Genomic DNA, 24363 nt, shown 5'->3' with positions numbered 1-24363 from the left:
TTTTATGAAACGCATTCAATTCAGTACTGCACTGATTCTTTCTTCTATTATGAGCATGTCTGTGAGCTTTGCCGATAGTGATCGTCCGTTATTTTCGGTCTCCGTGAGTGAGTCTGGAGTCCCACAAAGTAACAGCGAAGGCGGCATTACTCGTTCTTCTACCACAGAGTCACGAGTACTGCCGATTTGGGGCGATGAAGCCCGCGCTCGAGGGTATGATTTACCGGAACCTTTTGGGATCGGCTACGGATATATGAACCTACGTCAAGATATAAAAGTTGACAAAATAGCCTTTAAATCAGAAAAGGGCGTAAATATTCCTTTTGTTAAATTCGATTTAAATGATGACTTAATGATTAAAACAGGACATACACGCAGTAAGAATGAATCACATATGTTAAAACTCGATACTTGGGTCTTTCCATTTATGAACGTATATGGCGTTTATGGAAAAACCAAAGGAACATCAACCACAAATCTTGATAGTGTAAAAGCTCGGGTCAAAATTTTTGGCAAAGAAAATATAATTGATATCGGTAAAAATCTACCTTTTGAATTAGATTATAAAGGAAAAACGTATGGTGGTGGTGTTACCTTCGCTGGTGGGTATAACCAATTCTTTAGTACATTAGATTTTAACTATACCAGAACAAGCCTTGATATCTTAGACGGTGACATTACTGCTTTTGTTGTAACTCCTCGGGTTGGTTATGAATTTATCTTTGAACCTTTAATCCCTGGTCAAGGTAATACAAAGCTACAAATTTGGACTGGTGCCATGTATCAAGATATTACCCAACGATTCAAAGGTGATATTAATAAACTAGATTTACCGCCTGAATTGAGTGGGTTGATGGCATTAGCGCCAGACGATGCAAAATTCGATGTTAAACAGCATCTTGCCCATAAATGGAATAATACTATCGGTGCCCGTGTCGAACTCACTAGAAACTTTAATGTGTTAACAGAAGTCGGTTTTAATAACCGAAATAGTTTTTATATTTCTGGGGAATTCCGTTTTTAATGTGGCATTCGGCAATTATCCAAAGGCTGGCCTTGCTCAGCCTTTTTATTATTTTTCCCGCTAAAGCTGATTTACTCCCTGATCGCCAGCAAATCGATGGCTGGTTAAACGATCTCGGTGGAAAAAATAGCTTTGATGAAAGTAAAACTGTCGATTGGGGCGTATTACCGGGGCCATTTTATACCCCCGAAATGGGCGTTGGTATTGGTACTGCGCTGGTTGGTTTATATCGAATAGATAAAGAAGATAAACAAACCCAGCCGTCTTCTATTGGCTTAAGCGGTTTTGCGTCGTCTACAGGCGCGTTTGGCTTAAATTTTACCAACTATAATTTTATTGATAACGACCAGTGGCGGTTATTTGTTTCCGGCACCATTAACAATATTCCCACTTATTACTGGGGTAAGGGATATTCTGCAGGGAAAAACGATCACAATAAAGAAAAGTACCATTCCCAAGAATTCCAAATAACCCCAAGAGTCTTATATCAATTAGCCGATTCGACTTATATTGGTCTTGGTTGGAACTTTTCATCAATCAATGCCAGCGATCCTGATGATGGCGCCAAACAGTATTTCTCCAATTCAATTGGGGGTCGTTCGGTGTTAAATTCAGGCATCAGTGCATACTACAGTTATGACACACGAGATTTTCTGCCCAATGCCTATCATGGGCAAGCTTTTGAGGCCATCTATACTTATTTTGCGCCTACCCTCGGTAGCGATACACGTTTCCAAACCACCCAATTACAATATGCCTATTACCATGCCTTAGCCGAAGAGACTGTTATTGCATTCGACAATTATGCGAGGTTTTCAACCGGAAATGTACCGTGGAACCAGCTATCATTACTCGGTAATGGTAACCGCATGCGCGGGTATTATGAAGGTCGTTATCGTGATAACAATATATTCACCAGCCAAATAGAACTTCGTCATAAACTCGATTGGCGTCATGGCGTTGTAGGCTGGCTAGGAACAGGAACCATGAGTGATACTGCCTCTGAATTAGGCCAAGGGCATTGGTTGCCCACCGTTGGCGTAGGCTATCGTTTTGAATTTAAACCAAGAATGAATGTTCGCTTGGATTTCGGTGTCGGCCGCAACAGTACAGGGGTATATTTTCAAGTTGGGGAGGCGTTTTAATGTTCAAATGGGTTCTGGCAATGGGGATTGGACTTTTATTAGCCGCCTGCCAAAGTCATGACAAACTGGAATTACCCACTATTGAGCCTGTCATTACCCCCTATACTTTTGAAGAAGCCTCACAAAATTGGCCTATTATTGCTTCCTTAGCCCCACCACAAGGTTTGCGCGCTTGCTGCGCCTTTGGCTACAACTTGCAAGCTGAGCTATGGGGATTACCTGTCCCGTTTTACACTATCGATAATATCGTTGAAGCAGATAGCCTAGGAGAACATCATTATAATGACAGCTTTTTAGGTGCCTCTGCGGCATTAATGGGGCTCAGTAATGAAAAAATAGGCTTACTCTATACGGATAAAAGCGGGTTTATTGATATTTCCCATGTCAGAGATACTGCAGATTATACTTTTTACTTATTTAGCCAAATTTACCCACGTCTAGGCCAACAATGGTCGTTGTCACTGAGTGAAGAATTAGCGGATAGACAAATACATTTCAGTGCATTTGAACCGCCGAAATCCGCCAAACAGCGCTATACACTAAGCGCCTACTTAGCCGCAAAATTGGCTTTCCAACTCGCGGTATGGCATGAAATTGCACAGTGGTATGGCTATCAATCTGTACCGGGGTTTTCTGAAGGGGTTTCCGCATTTTCCCCTGAAGACCTGTACTCAAATTTACTTGGTTCCCGTCTCGCCTTAACTTTGATACTACAAGGCCGAGCAGGCTCTTTAGCCACTTACTCTCAATCAATGGAAAATATTCTTCCACTGGCCCTTCACCAACTCGGTAGCAAAGATAGAAAAACCACGCGAAAAATATTTGATAGCGTTGATGGTTTATGGTGGAACAGTTACCGTAGAGTACCAGAGAAATTTCTTGTTTTAACAAGAGATTACCAAACAAGTGACCAACGTTATCCTCTGATGCCCCCACAAATTATGCCATCTGAAGGCTTATTTTTAACGTTGCCTGACCGCTATCTCAAATATGATTTGTCATTACTCGCACAACTGCGTTTGCTCCCTACTGGAAATATGAAACAGCTCCCCAAACCGACCTCTTATTGGACAGTGGCAGATTTTCCACAGCTGGCGGAAGATGCGAAGCAACAAGATTTACTGCAACAAATTTTAAAACCTTAAAGGGACTATTTGTGATATCCATATGACTCACCCTATAGGACTTTATCCTGACATTGTTGCGCTTAAAATTTAAGGTAAATGTCACTTTTTACTCATTTGCAGATAATAATCTTATTTCACTTTTGTCGCCTCGATAGGCTTTAATAAAACGATGGAGAACTCATTTCGGTCAAAAAACAGACTACCAACTGCTTATTTTTCAGACAAAATAACCCTATAATAACTAAATGAATTGTGTGTTTTTTACTCAAATTTAACTTAAGTAAAGCGCAAACGCCACGGGAATAAATAGTTTAACTTATCATTCATCATATGAAAATATACCAAACGAAACCATTAGGTCATTTAAAATCAATACATTCATATTAATATAAAAAAATCCACAAAATAATACAGAAGTTTCCTTAATGTCATCCGGATAAATGTAGCTCGTGAAAAATTAATCTGCTAATATTCGCTCGAATTTTGTTCAGAGATACTTAGGAGAAGCAAATGCCCTCTCGAACGATGAGGACAAACGCCGTCTTCGCTTTCTTATTTTTACTTTTATTTTCGAGCCTGAGTATGGGCTCCACCAGTACCAGCACAATGCTCAATAAAGAGTATACTAATAAGACTGTGCAACAGAATGTAAGTCAGGCTAAAACCTCACTCCCTGACTTGCGTAAATACCCTTCTGGTACGCCTCGAAAGAAAGCATTTTTGAAAACGGTTGTCCCTGTTATTGAAAAAGTGAATAAGCAGATTATGGCTGAACGTACTTGGTTGCTATCAGTACAAGCTAATAAGAAGTGGAGCGCACAAGAGTTGCGCCGTCTTGAACAAATCTGTAATAGCTATGGTATGAAATGTAGTAATCCAAAACGTTTAAATTGGAACAAACTATTGAGTCGTGTCGACATCATGCCAACACACTTAGTTGCCACACAAGCAGCAACAGAGTCTGGTTGGGGTACATCACAACTTGCTCTGCAAAACGGTAATTTATTTGGTATGCGCTGCGGTAGTGGCTGCCAGACCAAACAAGGAAAGATTAAAGGCTATTCTACATATTCTTCTGTAGAAGAGACCGTGACTGCTTATATGAAAAATATGAATACCCATAATGCTTATGAGTCACTACGTACTTCACGAGCAAAACAGCGTCTATCAAAAGATGAGCTAGATACTAAAAAGTTAATCAATGATATGAAAGGGTACTCAGAGTTAGGTTCTACTTATAACCGCTATTTACAAGAGATGTACGCGAGTAATGAAGAATTGATTACACAAGCTCAGCAAAGAGCAGCCACTCGCATTTAATTTTGTATCACCAGGTACAAGACATAAAAAATCCACTTAACTAAGTGGATTTTTTATCCCTCACAAACCGTATTTAACTTACTTAACTCATTCGACTAATTCATTTTTTATGTTTTTTTAGATTTACTCTATTGCCTTAAATAGTTCGAGTGGTGGCGAGGCGGCAAGAGAAGCTACCCCTAGGAGCATACATAAGTATGTGACTAGGGTAGCTGAACGTAGCCAACAAAGTCACCGCTCGAAATATGACGAGCAATATGACAAGCAATATTCTGATTGCATAGAAAAAGAGATCAAATATCATATACCCTAACCTTCTAACAAAATAATTAACATCTTTGAGTCTAATATGAATTTCTTCTCTTTTGAGTTTCTTGGCTCTTTCTTGATTTTTTTTCTTATTTATTGGGGTTGTCAGCCCAGTGCAAAGTTACAAAATGGCTTATTAATCACTGCTAGCTATTTTTTTGTTTATTCATTTAGTCCTGACTTTGCTTATATCTTATTTAGCTACACACTGATTATTTATTTGCTTACCAACGTGGCAACCAATTGGCTCTCTAGTCGATGGATATACGGTATTCTTACCGCTGTCATTGTTGGCTTCTTTACCACCTTTAAATATTACTCATTCTTCCAAGAGACTATTCAGCAAACACTCGATAAATTTGGTTTTAGTGTTGGTCTTCCTATATTGGAAATACTCGCACCGCTTGGACTCTCATTTTATGTATTCCATTCGGTAAGCTATACGGTATCAGTTTGTCGCAAAGAAATTCCTAAAGCCGATTTCTTTGATGTAACATTGTATCTTGCATTTTTTCCGAGCATCGTCGCAGGGCCAATCAACCGCGCGAAGAACTTTCTTCCCCAAATACAAGCGGAAAGCCGTGAGGTTTTAGATCCTCGAAAAGCGATATTGCTTATTTCATTAGCACTAGTGAAATTGTTTTTATTTAGCTCTTACTTGTCTGAAAATTTTGTAAATCCAGTCTTTGATTCTCCCGTGGGTTACAATGCGGGAGAGATCCTAGTAGCAACCTATGCCTATGCTTGGAATATTTACTTTAACTTCTCAGGTTATACCAATCTGGTGACGGGCATCGCGTTATTATTAGGATTTAGAGTCCCTGTTAACTTTAATGCGCCTTATTTAGCTGCAAATTTAAAAGAGTTTTGGGCCCGTTGGCACATCAGCTTATCTACATTTATTCGCGACTATATTTATATCCCCCTAGGCGGTAACCGCAAAGGTTTTAGCCGTATGAATACCAATGTATTCCTTGCGATGGTCATTTCAGGGTTATGGCATGGTGCAGCAATGACATTTGTAGTTTGGGGAGCCATTCATGGATTAGGAATTGTGCTACTCAATCTTAAGAGTTTATGCATGGAAAAATTAGGATGGACCCAAGTGATTCCTAATAAAACATTATCCGTTTGGGTGTCACGAATTATTACTTTCCATTTTGTCTGCTTTGCATGGGTTTTCTTCCGTAGCCCCTCATTTGATGATGCCCTGTTAATGGCCAATCAAATCATTGCACCTGGTTTTATTGCTTCAATTAATGCAAGCCTAGGCTTACTAATCGCATTTTGGCTACTACTGATTACCTACCCTTATTTTGTACAAGGCTACCATTATGTGGCAAAAAAATACCAAACCATTCCTTGGTATTATTATCCTATTCCGCTCGCGATTATTCTAACTATTATGTTTATGCTTTCTCCTTCAGGTATGCCGGGGTTTATTTATGCTAACTTCTGAGTTTAAAAATACCCTAATCAAAGTTGGGCAGATTTTATTTATTGTCCTAATTGCTGGCCTATTATTAATTTGGTTGAATCAAAGCTCACTAGAACGATTTTGGCAGCAAAAATATCACCAAGATACCCCATGGGCAAAAATGGCAGGGAATCCTATCTGGGATTATGGTGCTTATTTACATGATGGTGCGCTTGAAGCAGGAAGCTTATTCACTTATTACGCATCAGGGCAAAAAGCGCAGGAAGACAAACAAGCCGCAGAGCTTGAACTGGCCAATAAAGATAAAAAACTCAGTTTCCCCAAAGAGTTTCAAATTGGTCTTCATTTCGTAAATGGCTATATTTATCCAGCTGAAAGCTTATCGATTACTTTCCCTGAGCGGCTTAAACGGCCACAAGTTAGAGAGAAAAACCAGAAAATTAACTTTGGTGGTTTTACAATCAAAAAAGATCAGCCAATCGTGGCAAAACATATTGCCAATATCGAAAAGGGCCAACAAGTCCTGTTCGCGGGGGACTCCATGATGCAAGGCGTCGCTCCACATGTTAAAAACATGCTCTTGAAAAAATATAATATCGATAGCATTAACCTAAGCAAGCAAAGTACAGGACTGGCGTATCCACGCTTTTTCAATTGGCCACAAACCATTGCTAAGGCATTGAATGATAACCCCAACATTAAGGTTTTAGTCATTTTTTTAGGACCTAACGACCCTTGGGATATGCCACCACAGACGGGTTATAAATACGTCAAATTTAAAAGTGAAGATTGGGAAAAAGTGTACCGTGAACGAATTGGTGATATAATATCGACTGCTCGCCAGCACAATGTTGATGTTATTTGGGTTGGGCCTCCTAATATGCGTAAAAATACGCTCTCCGATGGCATGAAATTCTTAAGTAGCCTCTACCAATCTGAAGTTGAAGACAACGGTGAAATTTACTTTTCGGTCAATGATGTCTTTAAATATAAAGGCGATACCTATTCTGACTATATCGGTGATGCGAGTAGTACCATTAAATTGCGAAGTGGTGACGGGATCCATTTCAGCGGAAAAGGTCAACAATTGATTGCTGAAAAAGTATTCTCACTCATTCATTTCGAAGAAGAGGAAGAAAAGGAACCTCATGAAACTGAACAAACTGTGTCAAGCTAAGTCCAAAATATTGGCGGGTAGCGTGATTGCGCTTTTGTCGCTGGGCTTATTGTCTTGCCAGAACACATCAGACAAAACTCGCACGACTAGCCTGCCTAAAGGCCAGCCAGTCGTTGCACAAGGGCAGTTGGTCAATAACTCAGAGCCTAATTTGCCACAATTGGCGAATAAATTACGCCAAGGCAACCAACAAGTTCACATTGTCCAAATTGGTGATTCACATACAGCCGCTGACTTTTTCAGCGGTAATTTAAGAACATTATTTCAGCAACGTTATGGTGACGCGGGCCCAGGCTTCATTCCTCCGATTTCGGTACCTGGGCAACGAACAGCGACCATTAACCGTATGAGCGAAAAGAAAGAGTGGTCACTGGCTTCAAGCCGCAAAGATGAACGCTTTGATTACCCACTGGGTGGGCTAATTGCCGAGCCACAAGCAGCCAACAGTAAAGTAGTGCTCAAGCCTTTACAGCCTGCGCTAGGTGCTTATCAGCTACAAACTCTATACCAAAGCACAAGTGACTCACAAATGCGTGTCGCTCCTGCCGTCTCCCCCAATGTTGCATTGCCAGCCACAGGCAACCAGTGGGTATTTTCGTCCCCTGTAAATACCCAGCTTCCAGCCCAAGTTACTGTTAATAAAGGTGATGGGTTGAAAATTGGTGGGTGGTTAGTGCGTTCGCAAAAACCAGGAGTAATGTTTTCAGCTCTTGGGCTCAATGGTGCAACACTGAGTATGACAGATAAATGGCAACCACAATGGAGCGAAACCTTAGCTCAAATGTCCCCTGATATGGTGATTTTAGCCTATGGAACCAATGAAGCTTTTAACGATACATTAGATTTAGCCGCTTACGAGCAAAATTTACGCGCCAAAATTCGCTTAATTCGCCAACAAATGCCAAATAGCGTTATTTTACTTATCGGCCCGAATGATTCACTTAAATTTAATGATGCGGCGAGTTGCCAAGCTCAGATGCCAGTGAATTTAACGAGTGTGATTCAAATTCAAAAAACAGTTGCCGCTCAGGAAAATACGCTATTTTGGGACTGGCAAGCCTTTATGGGTGGCCCTTGTTCAATTCGCACATGGGCAGCACAAGATTTAGCACGACCTGATAATGTGCACCTCTCCGTCGAGGGTTATAAGAAGAGCGCACAAGGCCTATATAGTCAGTTAAACCAAATATTGAATTGATTACTGGTCCAACGCACGATAAGGCAGAAGTATATTCAACGTACTCTGCCTTTTTATTTACTCCTACTATTTTTTAATGTTAAGCACCTAATAGTTGTCATTTCACTTTGTTTTTTCTTACTTATCTTTTTGTTACTCTAAAAACATAATTCCAATATTAAAATAAAAATAATTATTTTAAATAAAAACAATGAGTTAAAATAATGACTCTCGGAATATTACTGACTCGTTAAGAATTTATTGTTCTCTCTCAAAAACATAAAAAATCGTGACCAGTAATTAAATCAATATACCCTATATAAAATTAGTATCCCTGCGTTCCTTTTAATAAACCACATCGCTATACACTGAAGTTTATTAAGTCAGGAAGTAATAACAAATCGATCTTTCAGCTTATGCAAGCTCAAGGTTTGTTGTTAAAAATATGGAAGCCGTGAACAATTCTTTGACACAACCAGAATAATTTTACGGTAATAATCGTAGGTAATATTTATTTAGGTTCAAAAATGTCGACTAATTTCTGTGTTAAATCGTTTCATACCTATATTGAAACCCTATCAAATAAAATAAAAAATAGCTTTTATCTAACTCACTCTCTACTATTTAAAGTGAGGTCTGGCGAAATTGAAATACGGATAGAAGAAGGTCCATGGCAAAGACTAACGGCTGCAGATATCTGTTTTCTCCCCAAAGGATCTTCAATTGAGATAATCAATCTTGATAATCACAATCTGCTGGCTGTAGATGTACTTCCAATGACCACCGATATGTTAAAATCCTTTTACCAACAGCATGCAGCATTATTTATTAATAAGAAAAAGACACACTCAATAAGCCAAATTTGTTGTACTAGCTTACAAGAAAACCCGATTATTGAAGATGTATTTCATTCTGCAATTAAAGAAGCTAACTCACCGACCAGCCATAATGTTATTCATATTCATTTAAACTTTATTCTATCATTTTTTTTACTGGTGAATGAATTTTCCTCTACATTATATGCCTCAATGAATATCTCGATAAAAGATAAAGTGTATGACTTAATTTTTCATAGCGCAGGTAAACAATGCCTTACTCTAGATACTATCGCAAAAAAACTCCATATGAGTCCTTCAACCCTTAAACGACGACTAGCCAGTGAATATACATGTTTTTCCAAAATTAGCTTAATGTCCCGAATGAACAAAGCAATGATATTATCTAGAACAGAAAATATGCCTATGACACGTATCGCCCAAGAAGTCGGCTATGATGATGTCCCTTATTTTTTACTGGCATTTAAAAGTTTTCATGCGCAGCCAAGCTTCCCCCATTCCTTGATTTAGTACTTTATTCACCTTTAAACTTTAGCCTTACCATTTTCATGGTAGGGCTATTATTCAATTAAAAATAGTGTTCCTCGATATCAGATGGAAGCGCTAAGGTATCTATTGGCGGGATATCCACCTGAGTACCGCCTGTATTATCTATTGGCGTTACAGTTGCATCGGGCAAATCGGAATAAATAGTAAGATTACCTTTAACCTGTGCCTGATTTCCTGCCTGATCATATACATTAACTTCATAGTCATGCACACCTTCAGCTAATGGGTTCAATACCGATATTTCCCATTGACCCAGTTTATTCGCTTTTTGTTCATAGGTATGATTATCAATGGTTAAAAATACATGAGTGTCTGGCTCCGTTGTCCCACTGAATTTTGGCGTATTTACATTGGTTATATCATCGCCTTTTTCACCAGAGTCAGTCATAATATCTAAGCCACTAACAAGCTCAGGGGCTTTGGTATCAATAGTCACCTTTCCTGATTGCTGTGCCTGATTACCCGCTTTGTCATATGCATTAATTTCATAGTCATGCACACCTTCAGCTAATGGGTTCAATACCGATATTTCCCATTGACCCAGTTTATTCGCTTTTTGTTCATAGGTATGATTATCAATGGTTAAAAATACCTGAGTGTCTGGCTCCGTTGTCCCACTGAATTTTGGCGTATTAATATTAGTTATATCATCGCCTTTTTCGCCAGAGTCAGTCATAACATCTAAGTGACCAACAAGCTCAGGGGCTTTAGTATCAATCGTCATTTGCCCTGTAAGCGCCTGCCTATTTCCCACGGCATCTTTAACTTCAATACGATAATCATAGGTTTTATCAATCAAGGCATCAGTAACAGATATCGCCCATTTTCCTTTTTCATCCGCCACCCCTTGATAGATTTTACCGTCAATTTCAAGCGCAATAACTGCCTCAGCCTCTGTCACCCCACTAAATTTTGGCTTATTGATATTCGTTATATTATCGCCCTTGTGGCTTGAGTCAGTGGTGTTATTTAGCCCCCCTAAAATTTCTGGCGCTTGAGTATCAACAGTAATTTTTCCGGTTAAATTGTCTGTCCCTAAGTTCCCCGCAATGTCAGTTACCCTTATATGATAATCATGTGTCCCATCGATTAGTGGTTCTGTTAACGTAAAGCTCCACTCCCCTTGTTTATCAACAAGGATATTCGTGTAGATCTCTTGACCAACTGTGATTTCCAAATAAGTGCTAGGCTCTGCAATCCCAGCAAAAGTCGGCCTCGTCATACTGGTTAAAATATTCTGTTTAGTGCTGGAGTCTATAGGATCCACCACACCACCAATAAGGTAGTCAGGTGCTAATGTATCAATAACCAATTGCCCAGAAACTTGTCCTTTAATACCTTTAATATTATCAATCGCAAAAATGACATAATCATGAAGACCTTCACTTAACTCAGTATCAACGTGAATAGACCACTCCCCTTTTTCATTAGCGATAGTTTCAAATGTTGAGGCAATTTTATTATCGAAAACTAATCGGATTGTCGCATTCGGTTCAGTTATCCCAGTAAATATAGGCTTATTTATATTTGTACAATTATCGTCTTGAATACCCGAATCTGAGTCTGACATTAACCCTCCGGTCGCCACAGCAATGGTTTTTACTGTAAAATTGCCTGAGATAGGTTGTAGACTAATTTGGCCAAAAATGTCTTGAGCTTCGATTTCATACGAGTAAGTTCCCTCAGCAAGGGCCTCTTTATCAGATAGTTTAATTTGCCAGTTACCATCGTGATCCGCAGTCGTGTGATAAATATTTCCATTGATCGTCAAGCGTACTTCCGAATTGACTTTGGTTGTTCCATTAAATGTTGGTTGATTAACATGAATAGTGCCGCCATTTGATGATTGTTCGTCTAATACCGCATTCAATACTGGTGGGGTAATGTCATATACCAAATCAAACTCAAACTGCGTTTCACGATTAGCTAAATCCTTTGCCGTAACCGATAATTGAATTTTTTCACCATCCTTAATACCTACAGGAACAACATCACTGGGTAATTTCAGCTGCCAACTCCCCTGATTATTTGCCTTTGTCGTACCAAGTATTTTTCCATTTATGTCTTTGATGGTAACTAGGCTTGCGACGCTTGTAGTCCCCGTGAGTGTTAAATCATTTTGGTTGAAAAGTAATTTGCCATCTTTCTCAGAAATTAATTGTTTATCATTCACACCAAATTCAATACTTGGGGCAGTCTTACCGGATTCATCACTGAGCACTTTAATAATTACTTCATGCTCAGTTTTATTACCCGCGATATCAAATGCAGTTATTTTTGCCACATGCTCGCCGTCAGGTAATGCCAGCTCATTAGCAAAAACTGTTTTAGAGCCATTATATTTAGTTTTTAGCTTATTATGTCGAGTCGTTTTTCCATTCACGTTTATCAAGTAATAATCCATATTTCCATTATAAGTGAAAACCAATTTAGGATTGGTTACATTCGCAACTTGTGTACCCGCATGAAGTTGCTCCTCAGCAACCTGAAAATGATTAAATATGGGTGCCTTAGTGAGGATATTAAGTGTTGTTTGCCCAACTGAAACTGTACCATCGTCTTGGATAAAACTAATATGGTAAGCGCCATCCCCTTTAATCGGTACTTCGAAACACCACTCTCCCTGATCATTGGCTTGAATAGGATAACTATTACCATTTACTTTGGCTGAGATCGTGCCACCGGCTGTTATTTTGCCTTTATAAACGGGTTTTTTATGATTGGTATAGTGGTTACCGATTTGGCCAGAATCTGTATCTGGGTCAAGGTAAAACTTGAAATCACTGATAAATACAGAAGAAGATACTTCCCTTACCGAACCATAAACATCTTTAAATTTGAGGGTATAAGGGACTTCCCCCAATGGTAATTGGACATCGTCGGGGACTTTGAAATTCCATGAGCTTCTGCTTTTACCAAAAGCTATTGAATAAGTTTTTCCACCAATAAAAATGGTTCCTGTAAGCTCATCTCTATCCGATGCCCCTGAAATCTTTCCCTGTAACTTTGGAGAACGACTTGAGCTTAGTGAGTTATCAACTTCCCCAGTGCTACTCGACTCTGCCGCAACTTGAAATGCCACATTTAAAACGCAATCCTTTATTTGAATCCCTTTTTCTTCAATCACCTTTTCTGTCGTCAACCCAGCTGGAGACGTTGCAATTAATACCAAATTATCAAGGTCATAACGGCGATCCACTTTAAGAAAACCTGGCGGTAAGCTAAAAGACCAATTTCCATTTTTATCAATGTCTGAGATGGAGAAAATATGCTCATCCTTCTTACTCAGTCTAAACTTAAATTGTAAACTTGAACCAGGGGTGACTTTTCCTGTAAAAGTTGCCTCTAAATCATTGGTTGATTTATCACCATGATGATAACCTCTCTTCCAAGGTGAAGCCAGAGCAGCATCGGTAATCTCCGGTTTACTCGAATTAATCGTCAGTGTGTCTATTGTTTCAAATTGATTATTTGCCGTATCCGTAACGGTAACTTTATAATCACCAATAAAATCTTTTGGTAATTCATTAGGTAAAGATAAACTCCAGAAACCATTGTTATCAACAACTGTCGAAACCGACTCATTATTTAGTTCCAGAGTGATTTCACTTCCCGGCTCACTTTTTCCTGTAAATACAGGTTTACGATGTGCAGTAATAAAGTTTCCTTTGGTTCCAGTATCCGTTTCTGTACTTAGTTCAATTGTGGATACAGGAGCAGTAGTATCTATAAAAATATTCCCAGAAATATCCTTTGTTTGCCCATTTATTGGGTGTTCCGCCGTCACAAGATACTGGCAATTCCCTTCCGCGAGCTCTTTAACTTGGATTTCCCAATTTCCAGTGACTTTATCTGCCAATGTAGAGAAACTTTCATTCCCGATTGTCAGTCTAACTTTAGCCCCCACCGTGGCGTTCCCAGTAAATTTAGGCGCTTTAATATTAGTGATATAGTCACCTTGCTTTCCACTATCATACGCAGCATCTAATGTGGCGGTTAAAGTCGGGGGGTGAATGTCTCCAGATCCTACTGATGAGGGCAGGTATGTAAAACTCTGACTAATTGTCTCTTTGTTACCAGCAGCGTCCTCTGCGATGACCTTGTAGTGATTATCCTTGCCTTCATTCGCATCAACATCAAAAATCAGAGACCATTTTCCTTGGCTATCGGCGTAAACCGTTTTAATTTGTCCTTTAAACTCAGAGGTAATTTTGCTTTCGGGATCTGCTTCTCCACTAATTTGTGGCCGTTTTGAGTAGGTTATCAACGCATTCGAATTGTCTTGGCTCGCTGGGTCTAAGTGTGCAGTCAGCGTGATATTGCTATCCACGGTAAACTGCCCGGTGGACGTCCCGATATTTCCGACAGTATCGGTCACACTCACTTGATAATCATACTCACCGTCTTGACTTACTACGGGTAATGCCACTTGCCACTGCCCGTCTTTATCGGCAAGGGTGCTGTACTCCTGCCCCGCAAACTGGATCACCACCGCCGATTGTGGTTTGGTTATCCCTTCCAAAGTGACTGCTTGGTGTTGCGTAAGATTGTCCCCTTTGGCGCCGGAATCGCTGCTTTCGGTGAGCGTCGAGGTCGCAGCCGGTAGTGTCGTGTCGACCCATACCGTCTCGCTGATTTTCTCGCTATTTCCAGCAATATCGGTGACCTGCACCTTGAGCGAGTGGCTTCCCGACGCGAGTACCGAGGTGACCATAATCGACCAAGCGCCCTGTGCATCGGCCACCGTTGAGTAAATTTCCCCACTCAGTGAAACCTGTACCGTCGCGTGGGGCTCGGATTGCCCAGATAATGTCGGGAGCGGTTGGTTAGTCATCAAATCAGACTGGTTATTAAGTTGTAACGTCGTGGATTGCAATGTGGTTTTTATCTGCACGGACTCTGTAACCACGGTGCTATTACCTGCCACATCCGTGGCTTTGACTGCATAATCATAGGTGCCGTCGGCGAGTACATTTTGTGTCACCACCGACCAATCCCCATGGCTATCCGCTGTCGTGACCACGTGTTGCCCGCCAATCGTCAACTCGACACGGCTCCCCGCTTCCGCCTTACCTGAAAAATGCGGACGCGACTCTTGAGTGATATGGTCGCCAACCTTGCCACTATCAGACAGTGTATCAAGGTGGACCGATAGGCTATCCACCTGAGTATCGACAATAAACTGCCCGGTGGACGTCCCGATATTTCCGACAGTATCGGTCACACTCACTTGATAATCATACTCACCGTCTTGACTTACTGCGGGTAATGCCACTTGCCACTGCCCGTCTTTATCGGCAAGGGTGCTGTACTCCTGCCCCGCAAACTGGATCACTACCGCCGATTGCGGTTTGGTTATCCCTTCCAAAGTGACTGCTTGGTGTTGCGTAAGATTGTCCCCTTTGGCGCCGGAATCGCTGCTTTCGGTGAGCTTCGCAGTCGCAGCCGGTAGCGTCGTGTCGACCCATACCGTCTCGCTGATTTTCTCGCTATTTCCAGCAATATCGGTGACCTGCACCTTGAGCGAGTGGCTTCCCGACGCGAGCGGCGAGGTGACCATAATCGACCAAGCGCCCTGTGCATCGGCCACCGTTGAGTAAATTTCCCCACTCAGTGAAACCTGTATCGTCGCGTGGGGCTCGGATTGCCCAGATAATGTCGGGAGCGGTTGGTTAGTCATCAAATCAGACTGGTTATTGAGTTGTAACGTCGTCGGTTGCAATGTGGTTTTTATCTGCACGGACTCTGTAACCACGGTGCTATTGCCTGCCATATCCGTGGCTTTCACCGTATAATCATAGGTGCCGTCGGCGAATACATTTTGTGTCACCACCGACCAAGCCCCATGGCTATCCGCTGTCGTGACCACGTGTTGCCCGTCAATCGTCAACTCGACACGGCTCCCCGCTTCCGCCTTGCCTGAAAAATGCGGACGCGACTCTTGAGTGATATGGTCGCCAACCTTGCCACTATCAGACAGTGTATCAAGGTGGACCGCTAGGCTATCCACCTGAGTATCCACAGTGAATTGCCCCTTGGACATCCCGATATTTCCGACGGTATCGGTCACACTCACTTGATAATCATACTCACCGTCTTGATTGACTGCGGGTAATGCCACTTGCCACTGCCCGTCTTTATCGGCAAGGGTGCTGTACTCCTGCCCCGCAAACTGGATCACCACCGCCGATTGCGGTTTGGTTATCCCTTCCAAAGTGACTGCTTGGTGTTGCGTAAGATTGTCCCCTTTGGCGCCGGAATCGCTGCTTTCGGTGAGCGTCGCGGTCGCAGCCGGTAGTGTCGTGTCGACTATCAGGCTTTGGATAAAAACACCCTGATTTCCTACGCTATCTGTTACCTTAACATTTAATATATGTGAGCCATCAGCTAAGTTATCACTAATAGTGAGTGACCAATCACCCTGTTCATTCGCCTTAGTGAAGTACTCTTTTCCAGCTACCTTAACGATGACATTGGAATTCGAATCTGTTTTTCCCGTAAGCGTTGGCTTTACTTTGCTGGTCAAAAAAACCGTTGAGTTATCAAGCAGTACACTAGCATCTGGTTTTGATGTTTTGATAGTAACGCTCTCAGTGATGATTTTTTGGTTACCAGCAGGATCCACGGCAGTGATTTGGAAGTTTGATACTCCATCGGCCAATGGTTTCTCGACTGTTATTCGCCACGTACCTTTATCATCAGCAATTGCCGATAATGTTTGTCCTGCAATCGTTAGCGTTACCGTACTACCAGCTTCAGCTTTCCCTATAAAAGTAGGAACTTGCTTGTTAGTTAGTCTCTCCGCCGACGTTTCGGTATCCGAATGCCCATCAAGGCTAACAGAGAGATTATCAAGCTGAGTGTCGACTTCAAATTGGCCATTCACCGTCACAGGCTTACCTTCACCGGAAAAAGCAACTAATGAATATTCATATACTTTATCTTCTAACGGCTCAGTGATTTTTAATGACCACTTTCCATCTTTATCCACTGTGACCGAATATTTGTTATCATTAATCGTTAGATAACCCTGACTATCAGGAGAGATAACCCCAGTAAATATTGGTGTATTAATATTCGTAATATTATCCCCCCTTTTCCCTGAGTCGGATTCTTCGCTTAATTTTCCTTGAATAAAAACCTGTGTTATAGGTTTAGCTATCTGGGAAGGTGCTAATGGTTTATTTGCAGTCTGAGAGGGTGATGAAGAACTTATTGGCATAACAACGGGTGCAGATGGTGAAGGAAAGGTTAAGTTGCTGTCTTCGACTTGTGCTTTCTCTGCTTTATTTTTTTGATTTAGCTGGTTTTTCGCTTCTGTGAGCTTTGTTAATGACGAACTTAGTAATACCTCTTTTTCATCTTTCTCAGAAGACAAGGTCTGAAGCGCCTTTTCTAATTGTTGGTTTTTTTGATTTAACTCCGCCAGTTTTTCACTGAAACTTTGTTCATCGTCTTGTCGGTTATCATATTGCTGTTCCTCACCTTCAATTTGCTCATTATTCTTTTTTGAGGCTTGGCTATCCGTATATTCAATGATGTCACTCGTCAATTGCTCTTTGATATAAATAGCATCAGCACCGACATTTAATGTTATTGATGATAGAATTTCATCTTGTGAAAGAATCTCGCCCTGCTCAGTCAATAATGTCATATTTCCTAAAATAACTTCAGACAGCCCATTTTTAATGTTCTCAATAGAACCATCTGGCTTAGTTACAATTAAATCAAGCCCTTGAACTTTAAACTTTTGGATTTCTATGCTTTTTAATTTATCTGTGATAGTTTTATCTGTCATGTTCTATATCATTATATTAATAAATGGGGTTATCAGCTATATACCCATAAGCTGCCGTTAATGAAACCGATTATATCCATTTAATTAAAAATAAAACGTCATTTAAGATAATGTGGTCTGACAATCTTTTTTTTTGAGCTCCAATTCCAGTGAGTTCATTTCAATAGCGATTATAATATAATCCTGAATTAATAAAATTGTTTCTAAAATAAAAGAATTAGATATGGAAGAAAATGATGATAACTCTGATGAAGAACTAGCCCCAATGGTTGATGGGTTAAGTGGAACACTATGTATAATTATTTTAGTTTCTATGGTGTTTATTTTCAGTGGAATGAAAACTGCAGAAACCCATATTAATTATGGACAATTAAAATTTGAAAAAATACAAATAGATATCCCAAATAAACGTCTTTATTTTAAAGGTGGAATTCATTTATCAAGCAATGAAACCTCTTTAATCAAACAAGAAATAGTTAAAAACAAAAGTAATAAAGTTATTATCAGTGGTTACATCAATGATAAAATCAGCCACAGTAAAGAAAAAAACACCTACAACCTTCTTTATATGGCATCACTAATTAAGAGTCTGGGAATTAATAAAGAAATTGTTCTAAAACAAGGAACAAGTGAATATTGCCCAGGTTGGAACTCATGCATTTATTGGGATTACAAATAACATGTATTATCTTGGATTATTTTTTTATGCCGCAACGTTTCTCGCTTGTTTTTTATTACAATCGGTACGTGAAATGGTTCAGCAATGTCTATTACTTGCCCCTGAAATCAGCTACACCATGATTGGGATTTATATTTATCCTTTAGTTATATTTTTATTTCATCGATTATTTAATAAAAATAAAAAAAGCAACTATACATTACTCTCAAACCAAACGAAATTATCTGCATCCGTTACTGTGTCATTAGGATTAATAGGAACATTTATTGGATTAACAGGGATGATCACCGCAATATCAGCATCACTTGGAGGAGAAGGTGATGTCTCAGAAAAAATGAACGCCATGATCTCATCTATCTCAATGGCACTTAATTCAATGTCCTTTGCATTCTTAACCTCTATTCTTGGGGTTTCTATTTCAGTTTTACTGTTAGTGAGTTTGAATTTCTTTCATTTCTTTTACCAAAAAGAAAATAAAAAAACTCAACAACAATCTGCAAACTACTCAGAAGAACTTAATCATATTCAAGAAACCCTGAACACATTACAGAAAGTGAATATCAATATAGCGCAAAAAATGATTTCCGTGACCGAAAACAATGAGCTAGCAACTGATATTTCCTCACATCTTCTGGCTTTATCCTCCACAGCACAAGAGCACTTAGAGGTTTTACAATCAATAAAAGAAGCTGACGATGACTGGAAAAGAAAATTAGCCGTCTACTTATTAGAAGAAAAAATAAACAAAAACAATCAGAATGAAAAAATTTCAGAAGAAATATTAAAAATAGATCAAACTACACAATGGCTAAAAGAAAATACCATTGAGAGCAGAAAAAAACTATTAACTTTATTATCAATGGAGTAAGCACATGCGTCCTATCACCTTAGGTTTGTTATTAACATTATCACTACCAACTTGTAGCTTAGCCAATCAAGATGTAGAAAACTTCCAAACATTTATTGGCCGAGTATTAAAAAACTCCAATCCAGTTCAAATAAAAGCGTTAGAATTAGAATCTGAAAACCTCAGAGCAAAACAAACAGATTATTATTATCTACCAAAAATATCCGCTTCAGGAAAAATAAAAAGCCATGATGGCAGCACTAACAGTAATATTACTGCCAGTTCATTGATCTATGACACTACGTTAAGTCACCGGTTTAATGAAAAAAATTTAAAATTAAAAATATCAGCACTTTCACTAAACAAGGAAAAAGAAGAACTTTACACCTCGACAACTAACAACTTAATTGGTATTTATTATCTCAATGAGCTAACAAAAACAACAGCTGATTTAAATAGCAATGCTAAAAGTATTTTCAAACTTATTACTCATCGCTATAAAAGTGGCATAGCAAAATACAGTGATGTTGAACAAGCTTCTTTATTGATGCAGAGGATTGAAACAGAGCTACAAAATATAGAAAAAGAGATTGAGCAATATAAGTCTAATATTGAGCTTTTATCAGGCATTACCTTTCCTTCTAAAGGTGTAACGGTTCCAAAAAATCTATTAAAAAAATTACAAGAAACTATTATTGATAGTGAAAATGCACAACAGAATAGCGAATATAACTTGCTACGTATGCAAGCTGATGCAATGAAAGAAAATGCTTATCAACAAAATCCCTTCTTAAATGTTAATCTTATCGCCGAAGAACGATTTATTGATCAAGTTAGAAGTCGTAACGAGTCTTATATGGGAATGGAGGTTAAATTAAATATCTTTGACCTTGATAAAGTTCTGAATGAAAAATCTCAACTGAAACTGTATGAAGCAACAAAAGGAAAAGCTGATTATAAATATAAAGAATCCACAGCTAAAATTAAAAATTTAAAATTAATCGCTAATTCAAATTCGACTGAACTTATAGGGCTACATGAACAACGTAAGACCATGCGCTCAATAATTAAAAGCCAACAAAGGGAATATGAAATATCACAATCTTCTTTCTATGAAATGGTGAACACACTATTTGATATGTTAACAATGGAAAGGCGCATTGCTGAATTAATGATTGCTGATATGAAAAACAAAATGGAATATATCCAATTAACAGGGAAGTTAGCTGAAATTGAAACGTTATCTAAATAAACTGAACCGGGCACCTAAAAAATTAAAAATATTTCTAGGTATCACGTCATTATTTATCGGTTATATTATATTAGCTAAAATAGAAATATCCTCTCCAGGAGAGGGGATTATCTCAGGAGTCTCCAATCGACTAGAAATAGTGAGCCCGGCTTCTGGATTTATTAATCAGTTCGCTATTAAAACTGGTGATAAGGTAGAAAAAGACCAAGTTTTATTTTCCTATACTAATTTAGATGTCTTTCATCAAGAAAAAACCTTATCCGGCCTCGTTACTTTTGCTAATGAACGCATCAATGAATTAGAAGAAAACAAAAAACTGTTAAATAAAATCCTTGATGGAAGCATAAATACGGAATCTGAATATTTTTTCTTTGCAAAGGGCTTACAAAGTAAAACTTTAAGTGCCTATAGAGAACTCTATGGTCATATTCTCTTACGCATGGAGATAAGTAATTTACGAGATAAATATATCTCACAAATTAAAGAGTCTAGCGAACTAGAAAATCAAATTAACATACTGAAAAAGAAAGACTTATTATTAAAAAATGCAAGAGCTCCTGAAATTGAAAAACTCAATAATAATGCTGAAATCAGCCGCACCACCGCGCTAATAGCGTCAGGTGAATTAAATGCTCAAGGGTTATTGCGAGAAATCTCACTGCAAGAAAAGAAGTATACCGCACGACTTATCGGGGAAATACAAGAAAATGAAACTCTACTTAATCGACTAAAAAAAGAGAAATTAGAAAACAGTGGTCAGATGGAATTACTGCGCAATAAAATAAGAGCGAATAGTGTGTTATCACCAGCTGACGGGATTGTATTAAGTATCGAAAAAGATTTAGAGAAAGGTTCGTATGTTGAAGCCTCAAATTTAGTGATGGTGATTAAAAAACAGCAAAGTACGCGGGTTATTGAAGGTAAAATATTAGCGAAGTATCGCCCTTTTATAGCGCCACAGCTACCAGCCAAAATTGTGGTGAACTCCCCTGGGTTTAAAAAAATCATTAACGGGAAAGTTACAAAAATCAGCGCTGATTCCTTTAGTGACAGGGAGCGGAACAGCCAAGAACGCTATTATTCAGTACAAATTACACCAGAACAAAATACGGAGCTCCTTCCAGAACATGACGGTTTGCCAGTGATGCTCTATATCTCTAGTAAAGAGATTTCAGTACTTCATTATTTAACCGCATTAATTAGCGATAACATTACATTTAACGTTTGGTGACTTATGTTAGGTTTTATTTCTGCATTATCTGCTGCTGTTGCAACCATGACATTACTTATGGCTGTGCTCTTAGCTAATGTGTTATCAAGCACAATGGCTGCTGAAAAAAATAAAGGCAAGGCGGCATTGATAGGAATTGATAACCACAATACTGAAGCGTCTTCATCTATAAATACCGATAGTAATAATGACAATAAAAATGGCAATGGCAATGGCAATGGCATCATGACATCGTTAATGTTTAGCCATGACACCTTAAAACTAATTGATCATAAAAAGGTTAAATCTATTGATGTTTATTGCAGTTATGGAAATAACATATCTTTTGACGCAGCAATGACCTATACCATCTATAACACGGTATTAATTAAAAAAAACACGCCTAATGTACACATTAAAGCCTTAAAACCTATTGAGGATAATCAAGGGGTTAACGCTTGCTTCCTAAAGAGTGAAGAAAATGAAAGAAAGTAGTTTCCATGATGTTATTAATCAATACTTTAAGATATTAGGAGAACCATTTTCCTCTCCAGCACTCTCTTATGATAATAAATATATCTTAAATAATATAAATGAATTTATTAATAATGATTTTTTCACTTATCAATACACTTCTATTTCAGATTTTAATGAAAAAAAGCTACCTGCTCTCTTTATTATGGAGATAGCAGATGGGAAATATATTATCATCAAAAATCATAGAGGCCAGCTAACCAATCTAACAACCGACATAGCAATAACACAACAACTAATTGAAAATAAACATTTGTTTTCATTTTCTGCAAGTGAAAACACACTCAATGAAGAGAGCATATATAAATCACTGATTAAGTTAACACCAAAATCTAGCTTATTGTCATTACCTTTAATTGTATTCGCACTATTATTACCTTTATATTCAAATCTTTTTAACTCCCGCTTAGTTTATAGTGAATCTATAAGCTCACTTTTATATATTAGTTTTATTTTCATTGTCGTTATTGGCTTAGAGTTTTTTATTAAACACATTATTCATGAACAGAACACAAAAAAAATAAAGCTTAACATCAGTACTTTTAATCGCTATTTTATTAATTTATTAAAACAATCTAGTTGTAAAAGTGCCTCAATTAAAGTGAGAACAGCAGAAGCATCAATCTTACAAGTTTGGGAAATTAAGCCTCAAATTATTTATGATGTCGGGTTAGCCATTTTATTTTCATTTTGCATTTTTGGTATGTTAGGTTTTTATTCATTATTGCTATTGAGCTATTACGCTGGGCTTATCTTTTTATGCCTACACATCCGCTTTCTTTCCTATAAAAATATGCTCCGAGCGAATACCTTAAACTATGAAAAATCAGCCATGTACTACTCATTGGAACAAAAAAAACATGAGCTTTGTTTTGCCAGAGATAACCATTTTAAACAGTACATCAGTATAAAAACTAATGAAGATGAAAAAATAAAATTAAAACTAAATGAGGCCAATCACCATTGGATGGAAATTATCAAAGTAAATACGTTTTTATCTATGATAGTAATGTACGTAGCTAGCTATTTGGCTATTGGTGAAGGCAGTCTAAGCTTGGCTTCTGTTATCGCCGTGATGATCATTAATAGTCGACTTTCTGGTGCAATTACAAGTGCCATTAATCGCTTATTTATGGTGAAAACACATCTATTTCATATCAAATCCAGTATTGATCAGTTAAAAAACAACCCACTTATCCATTTCAAAGCAGATGGTATAACAACAGATTCAATAAAACATTTTAGTGCAAAAAATCTTAGCGTTAGCATTAATGGTAAAACCATTATTAATCAGCTTGATGTTGAAGCCAAACCCGGCGATGTTATTGGTATTACTGGTATTTCAGGCGTAGGAAAGACATCACTAATGAAAGCATTATGTGGGATTTCAGAATACTCATCAGGGGATATTACAATCAATGGTATTGGTATCGATGAAATTTCCCAATGCTTTTTAACAGAAAAAATTGCCTACCATAATGGTATTTCAACATTTATTCATGGCAGCATTCGTGATAATTTTAATTTCTATGGTGTATTCGATAACAATACAATTGTTCACCTTACCAAATTATGTTGCCCATCCTTACTGATTAGTAAGGAAACCTTAGACGATACACTCATCACCGATATCGCCGCATCTACAGGGGAAAAACAAAAGTTACAGCTCGCACTGACTCTGATAAAACAACCTGAAATGATATTCTTAGACGAATCGACATCATTTATGGCGACCTCTGATGCACTCTCATTCTTACAATTAATGAAGCAAGAGTTTGAATTAGATGAATCAATTATTTTCTTTTCTACTCACGACTTAGGACTAACCTCATTTTTTACGAAGCATATTGCATTATCACCGGGTCATGCTAAACACATTAATTCGCCACAACACCATAATAAAATTATCATCCCTAAAATTAGCCTAAGCTAAATAAGCAA

The 24363-nt window shown here is 38.5% G+C and carries 15 protein-coding genes; 14 read left to right on the top strand and 1 reads right to left on the bottom strand.

Going from position 1 to position 24363, the window contains the following annotated elements; translation table 11 throughout:
* Window positions 1-4: 4 nt before the first annotated feature.
* The 8 genes from PZ638_RS02185 to PZ638_RS02150 all read left to right on the top strand — a co-directional run bounded on the left by PZ638_RS02185 (window position 5) and on the right by PZ638_RS02150 (window position 10063).
* Window positions 5-1024: a hypothetical protein gene (locus PZ638_RS02185; RefSeq protein ID WP_004261181.1), complete on the top strand. Its 1020-nt coding sequence runs from the start codon at window positions 5-7 to the stop codon at window positions 1022-1024.
* The gene (locus PZ638_RS02180; protein WP_094961454.1) at window positions 1024-2169 is read left to right on the top strand and encodes a BamA/TamA family outer membrane protein; all 1146 of its coding nucleotides are present in this window, start codon (window positions 1024-1026) and stop codon (window positions 2167-2169) included. Before PZ638_RS02185 ends, PZ638_RS02180 begins: the two co-directional genes overlap by 1 nt.
* Window positions 2169-3314 carry a DUF4056 domain-containing protein gene (locus PZ638_RS02175; protein ID WP_094961455.1) on the top strand — a complete coding sequence of 382 codons (1146 nt, stop codon included), beginning with the start codon at window positions 2169-2171 and terminating at the stop codon, window positions 3312-3314. Before PZ638_RS02180 ends, PZ638_RS02175 begins: the two co-directional genes overlap by 1 nt.
* 492 nt (window positions 3315-3806) lie before the next feature.
* Complete coding sequence (locus PZ638_RS02170; protein ID WP_164454927.1) at window positions 3807-4616, top strand: protein bax; 810 nt, start codon at window positions 3807-3809, stop codon at window positions 4614-4616.
* A 349-nt stretch (window positions 4617-4965) separates the two neighbouring features.
* Window positions 4966-6384 carry an MBOAT family O-acyltransferase gene (locus PZ638_RS02165; protein ID WP_206277679.1) on the top strand — a complete coding sequence of 473 codons (1419 nt, stop codon included), beginning with the start codon at window positions 4966-4968 and terminating at the stop codon, window positions 6382-6384.
* A complete protein-coding gene (locus PZ638_RS02160; RefSeq protein ID WP_094961456.1) occupies window positions 6371-7540 on the top strand; it encodes an SGNH/GDSL hydrolase family protein in 1170 nt (389 codons plus the stop codon). The genes PZ638_RS02165 and PZ638_RS02160 overlap by 14 nt, the downstream gene beginning before the upstream one ends.
* Entirely contained in the window at window positions 7512-8738 is a 1227-nt protein-coding gene (locus PZ638_RS02155) for an SGNH/GDSL hydrolase family protein (RefSeq protein ID WP_112307386.1), read from the top strand. The genes PZ638_RS02160 and PZ638_RS02155 overlap by 29 nt, the downstream gene beginning before the upstream one ends.
* Window positions 8739-9244: 506 nt before the next feature.
* Entirely contained in the window at window positions 9245-10063 is an 819-nt protein-coding gene (locus PZ638_RS02150; protein WP_144139574.1) for a helix-turn-helix domain-containing protein, read from the top strand.
* A 58-nt stretch (window positions 10064-10121) separates the two neighbouring features.
* Here PZ638_RS02150 and PZ638_RS02145 read toward each other — a convergent pair whose 3' ends face one another.
* Window positions 10122-17900, bottom strand: coding sequence for an Ig-like domain-containing protein (locus PZ638_RS02145; protein ID WP_275612218.1), 7779 nt, complete (start codon window positions 17898-17900; stop codon window positions 10122-10124).
* Between the two features lie 223 nt (window positions 17901-18123).
* On the opposite strand from PZ638_RS02145, the gene PZ638_RS02140 reads away from it, so the two are divergent.
* Genes PZ638_RS02140 through PZ638_RS02115 form a run of 6 tightly spaced genes read left to right on the top strand, consistent with a single transcriptional unit; the run spans window position 18124 to window position 24355 of the window.
* Window positions 18124-18579: a hypothetical protein gene (locus PZ638_RS02140; protein WP_112307382.1), complete on the top strand. Its 456-nt coding sequence runs from the start codon at window positions 18124-18126 to the stop codon at window positions 18577-18579.
* Window positions 18530-19447 (top strand): hypothetical protein, encoded by a 918-nt coding sequence (locus PZ638_RS02135; RefSeq protein WP_226617268.1) that lies wholly within the window; start codon window positions 18530-18532, stop codon window positions 19445-19447. Before PZ638_RS02140 ends, PZ638_RS02135 begins: the two co-directional genes overlap by 50 nt.
* Window positions 19448-19451: 4 nt before the next feature.
* Entirely contained in the window at window positions 19452-20678 is a 1227-nt protein-coding gene (locus PZ638_RS02130) for a TolC family protein (RefSeq protein ID WP_180312331.1), read from the top strand.
* Complete coding sequence (locus PZ638_RS02125; protein ID WP_094962843.1) at window positions 20659-21909, top strand: putative HlyD family type I secretion protein; 1251 nt, start codon at window positions 20659-20661, stop codon at window positions 21907-21909. The genes PZ638_RS02130 and PZ638_RS02125 overlap by 20 nt, the downstream gene beginning before the upstream one ends.
* A 3-nt stretch (window positions 21910-21912) precedes the next feature.
* Window positions 21913-22383, top strand: coding sequence for a hypothetical protein (locus PZ638_RS02120; protein WP_166185359.1), 471 nt, complete (start codon window positions 21913-21915; stop codon window positions 22381-22383).
* On the top strand, window positions 22370-24355 hold the full coding sequence (locus tag PZ638_RS02115; protein ID WP_112307379.1) for an ATP-binding cassette domain-containing protein: 1986 nt from the start codon (window positions 22370-22372) through the stop codon (window positions 24353-24355). The genes PZ638_RS02120 and PZ638_RS02115 overlap by 14 nt, the downstream gene beginning before the upstream one ends.
* Window positions 24356-24363 lie beyond the last annotated feature (8 nt).

The sequence above is a fragment of the Providencia hangzhouensis genome (genome assembly GCF_029193595.2).
GTDB classification, from domain to species: domain Bacteria; phylum Pseudomonadota; class Gammaproteobacteria; order Enterobacterales; family Enterobacteriaceae; genus Providencia; species Providencia hangzhouensis.
The sequence above is the reverse complement of the archived record's forward strand: the minus strand, read 5'-3'. Positions and strand labels throughout refer to the sequence as shown.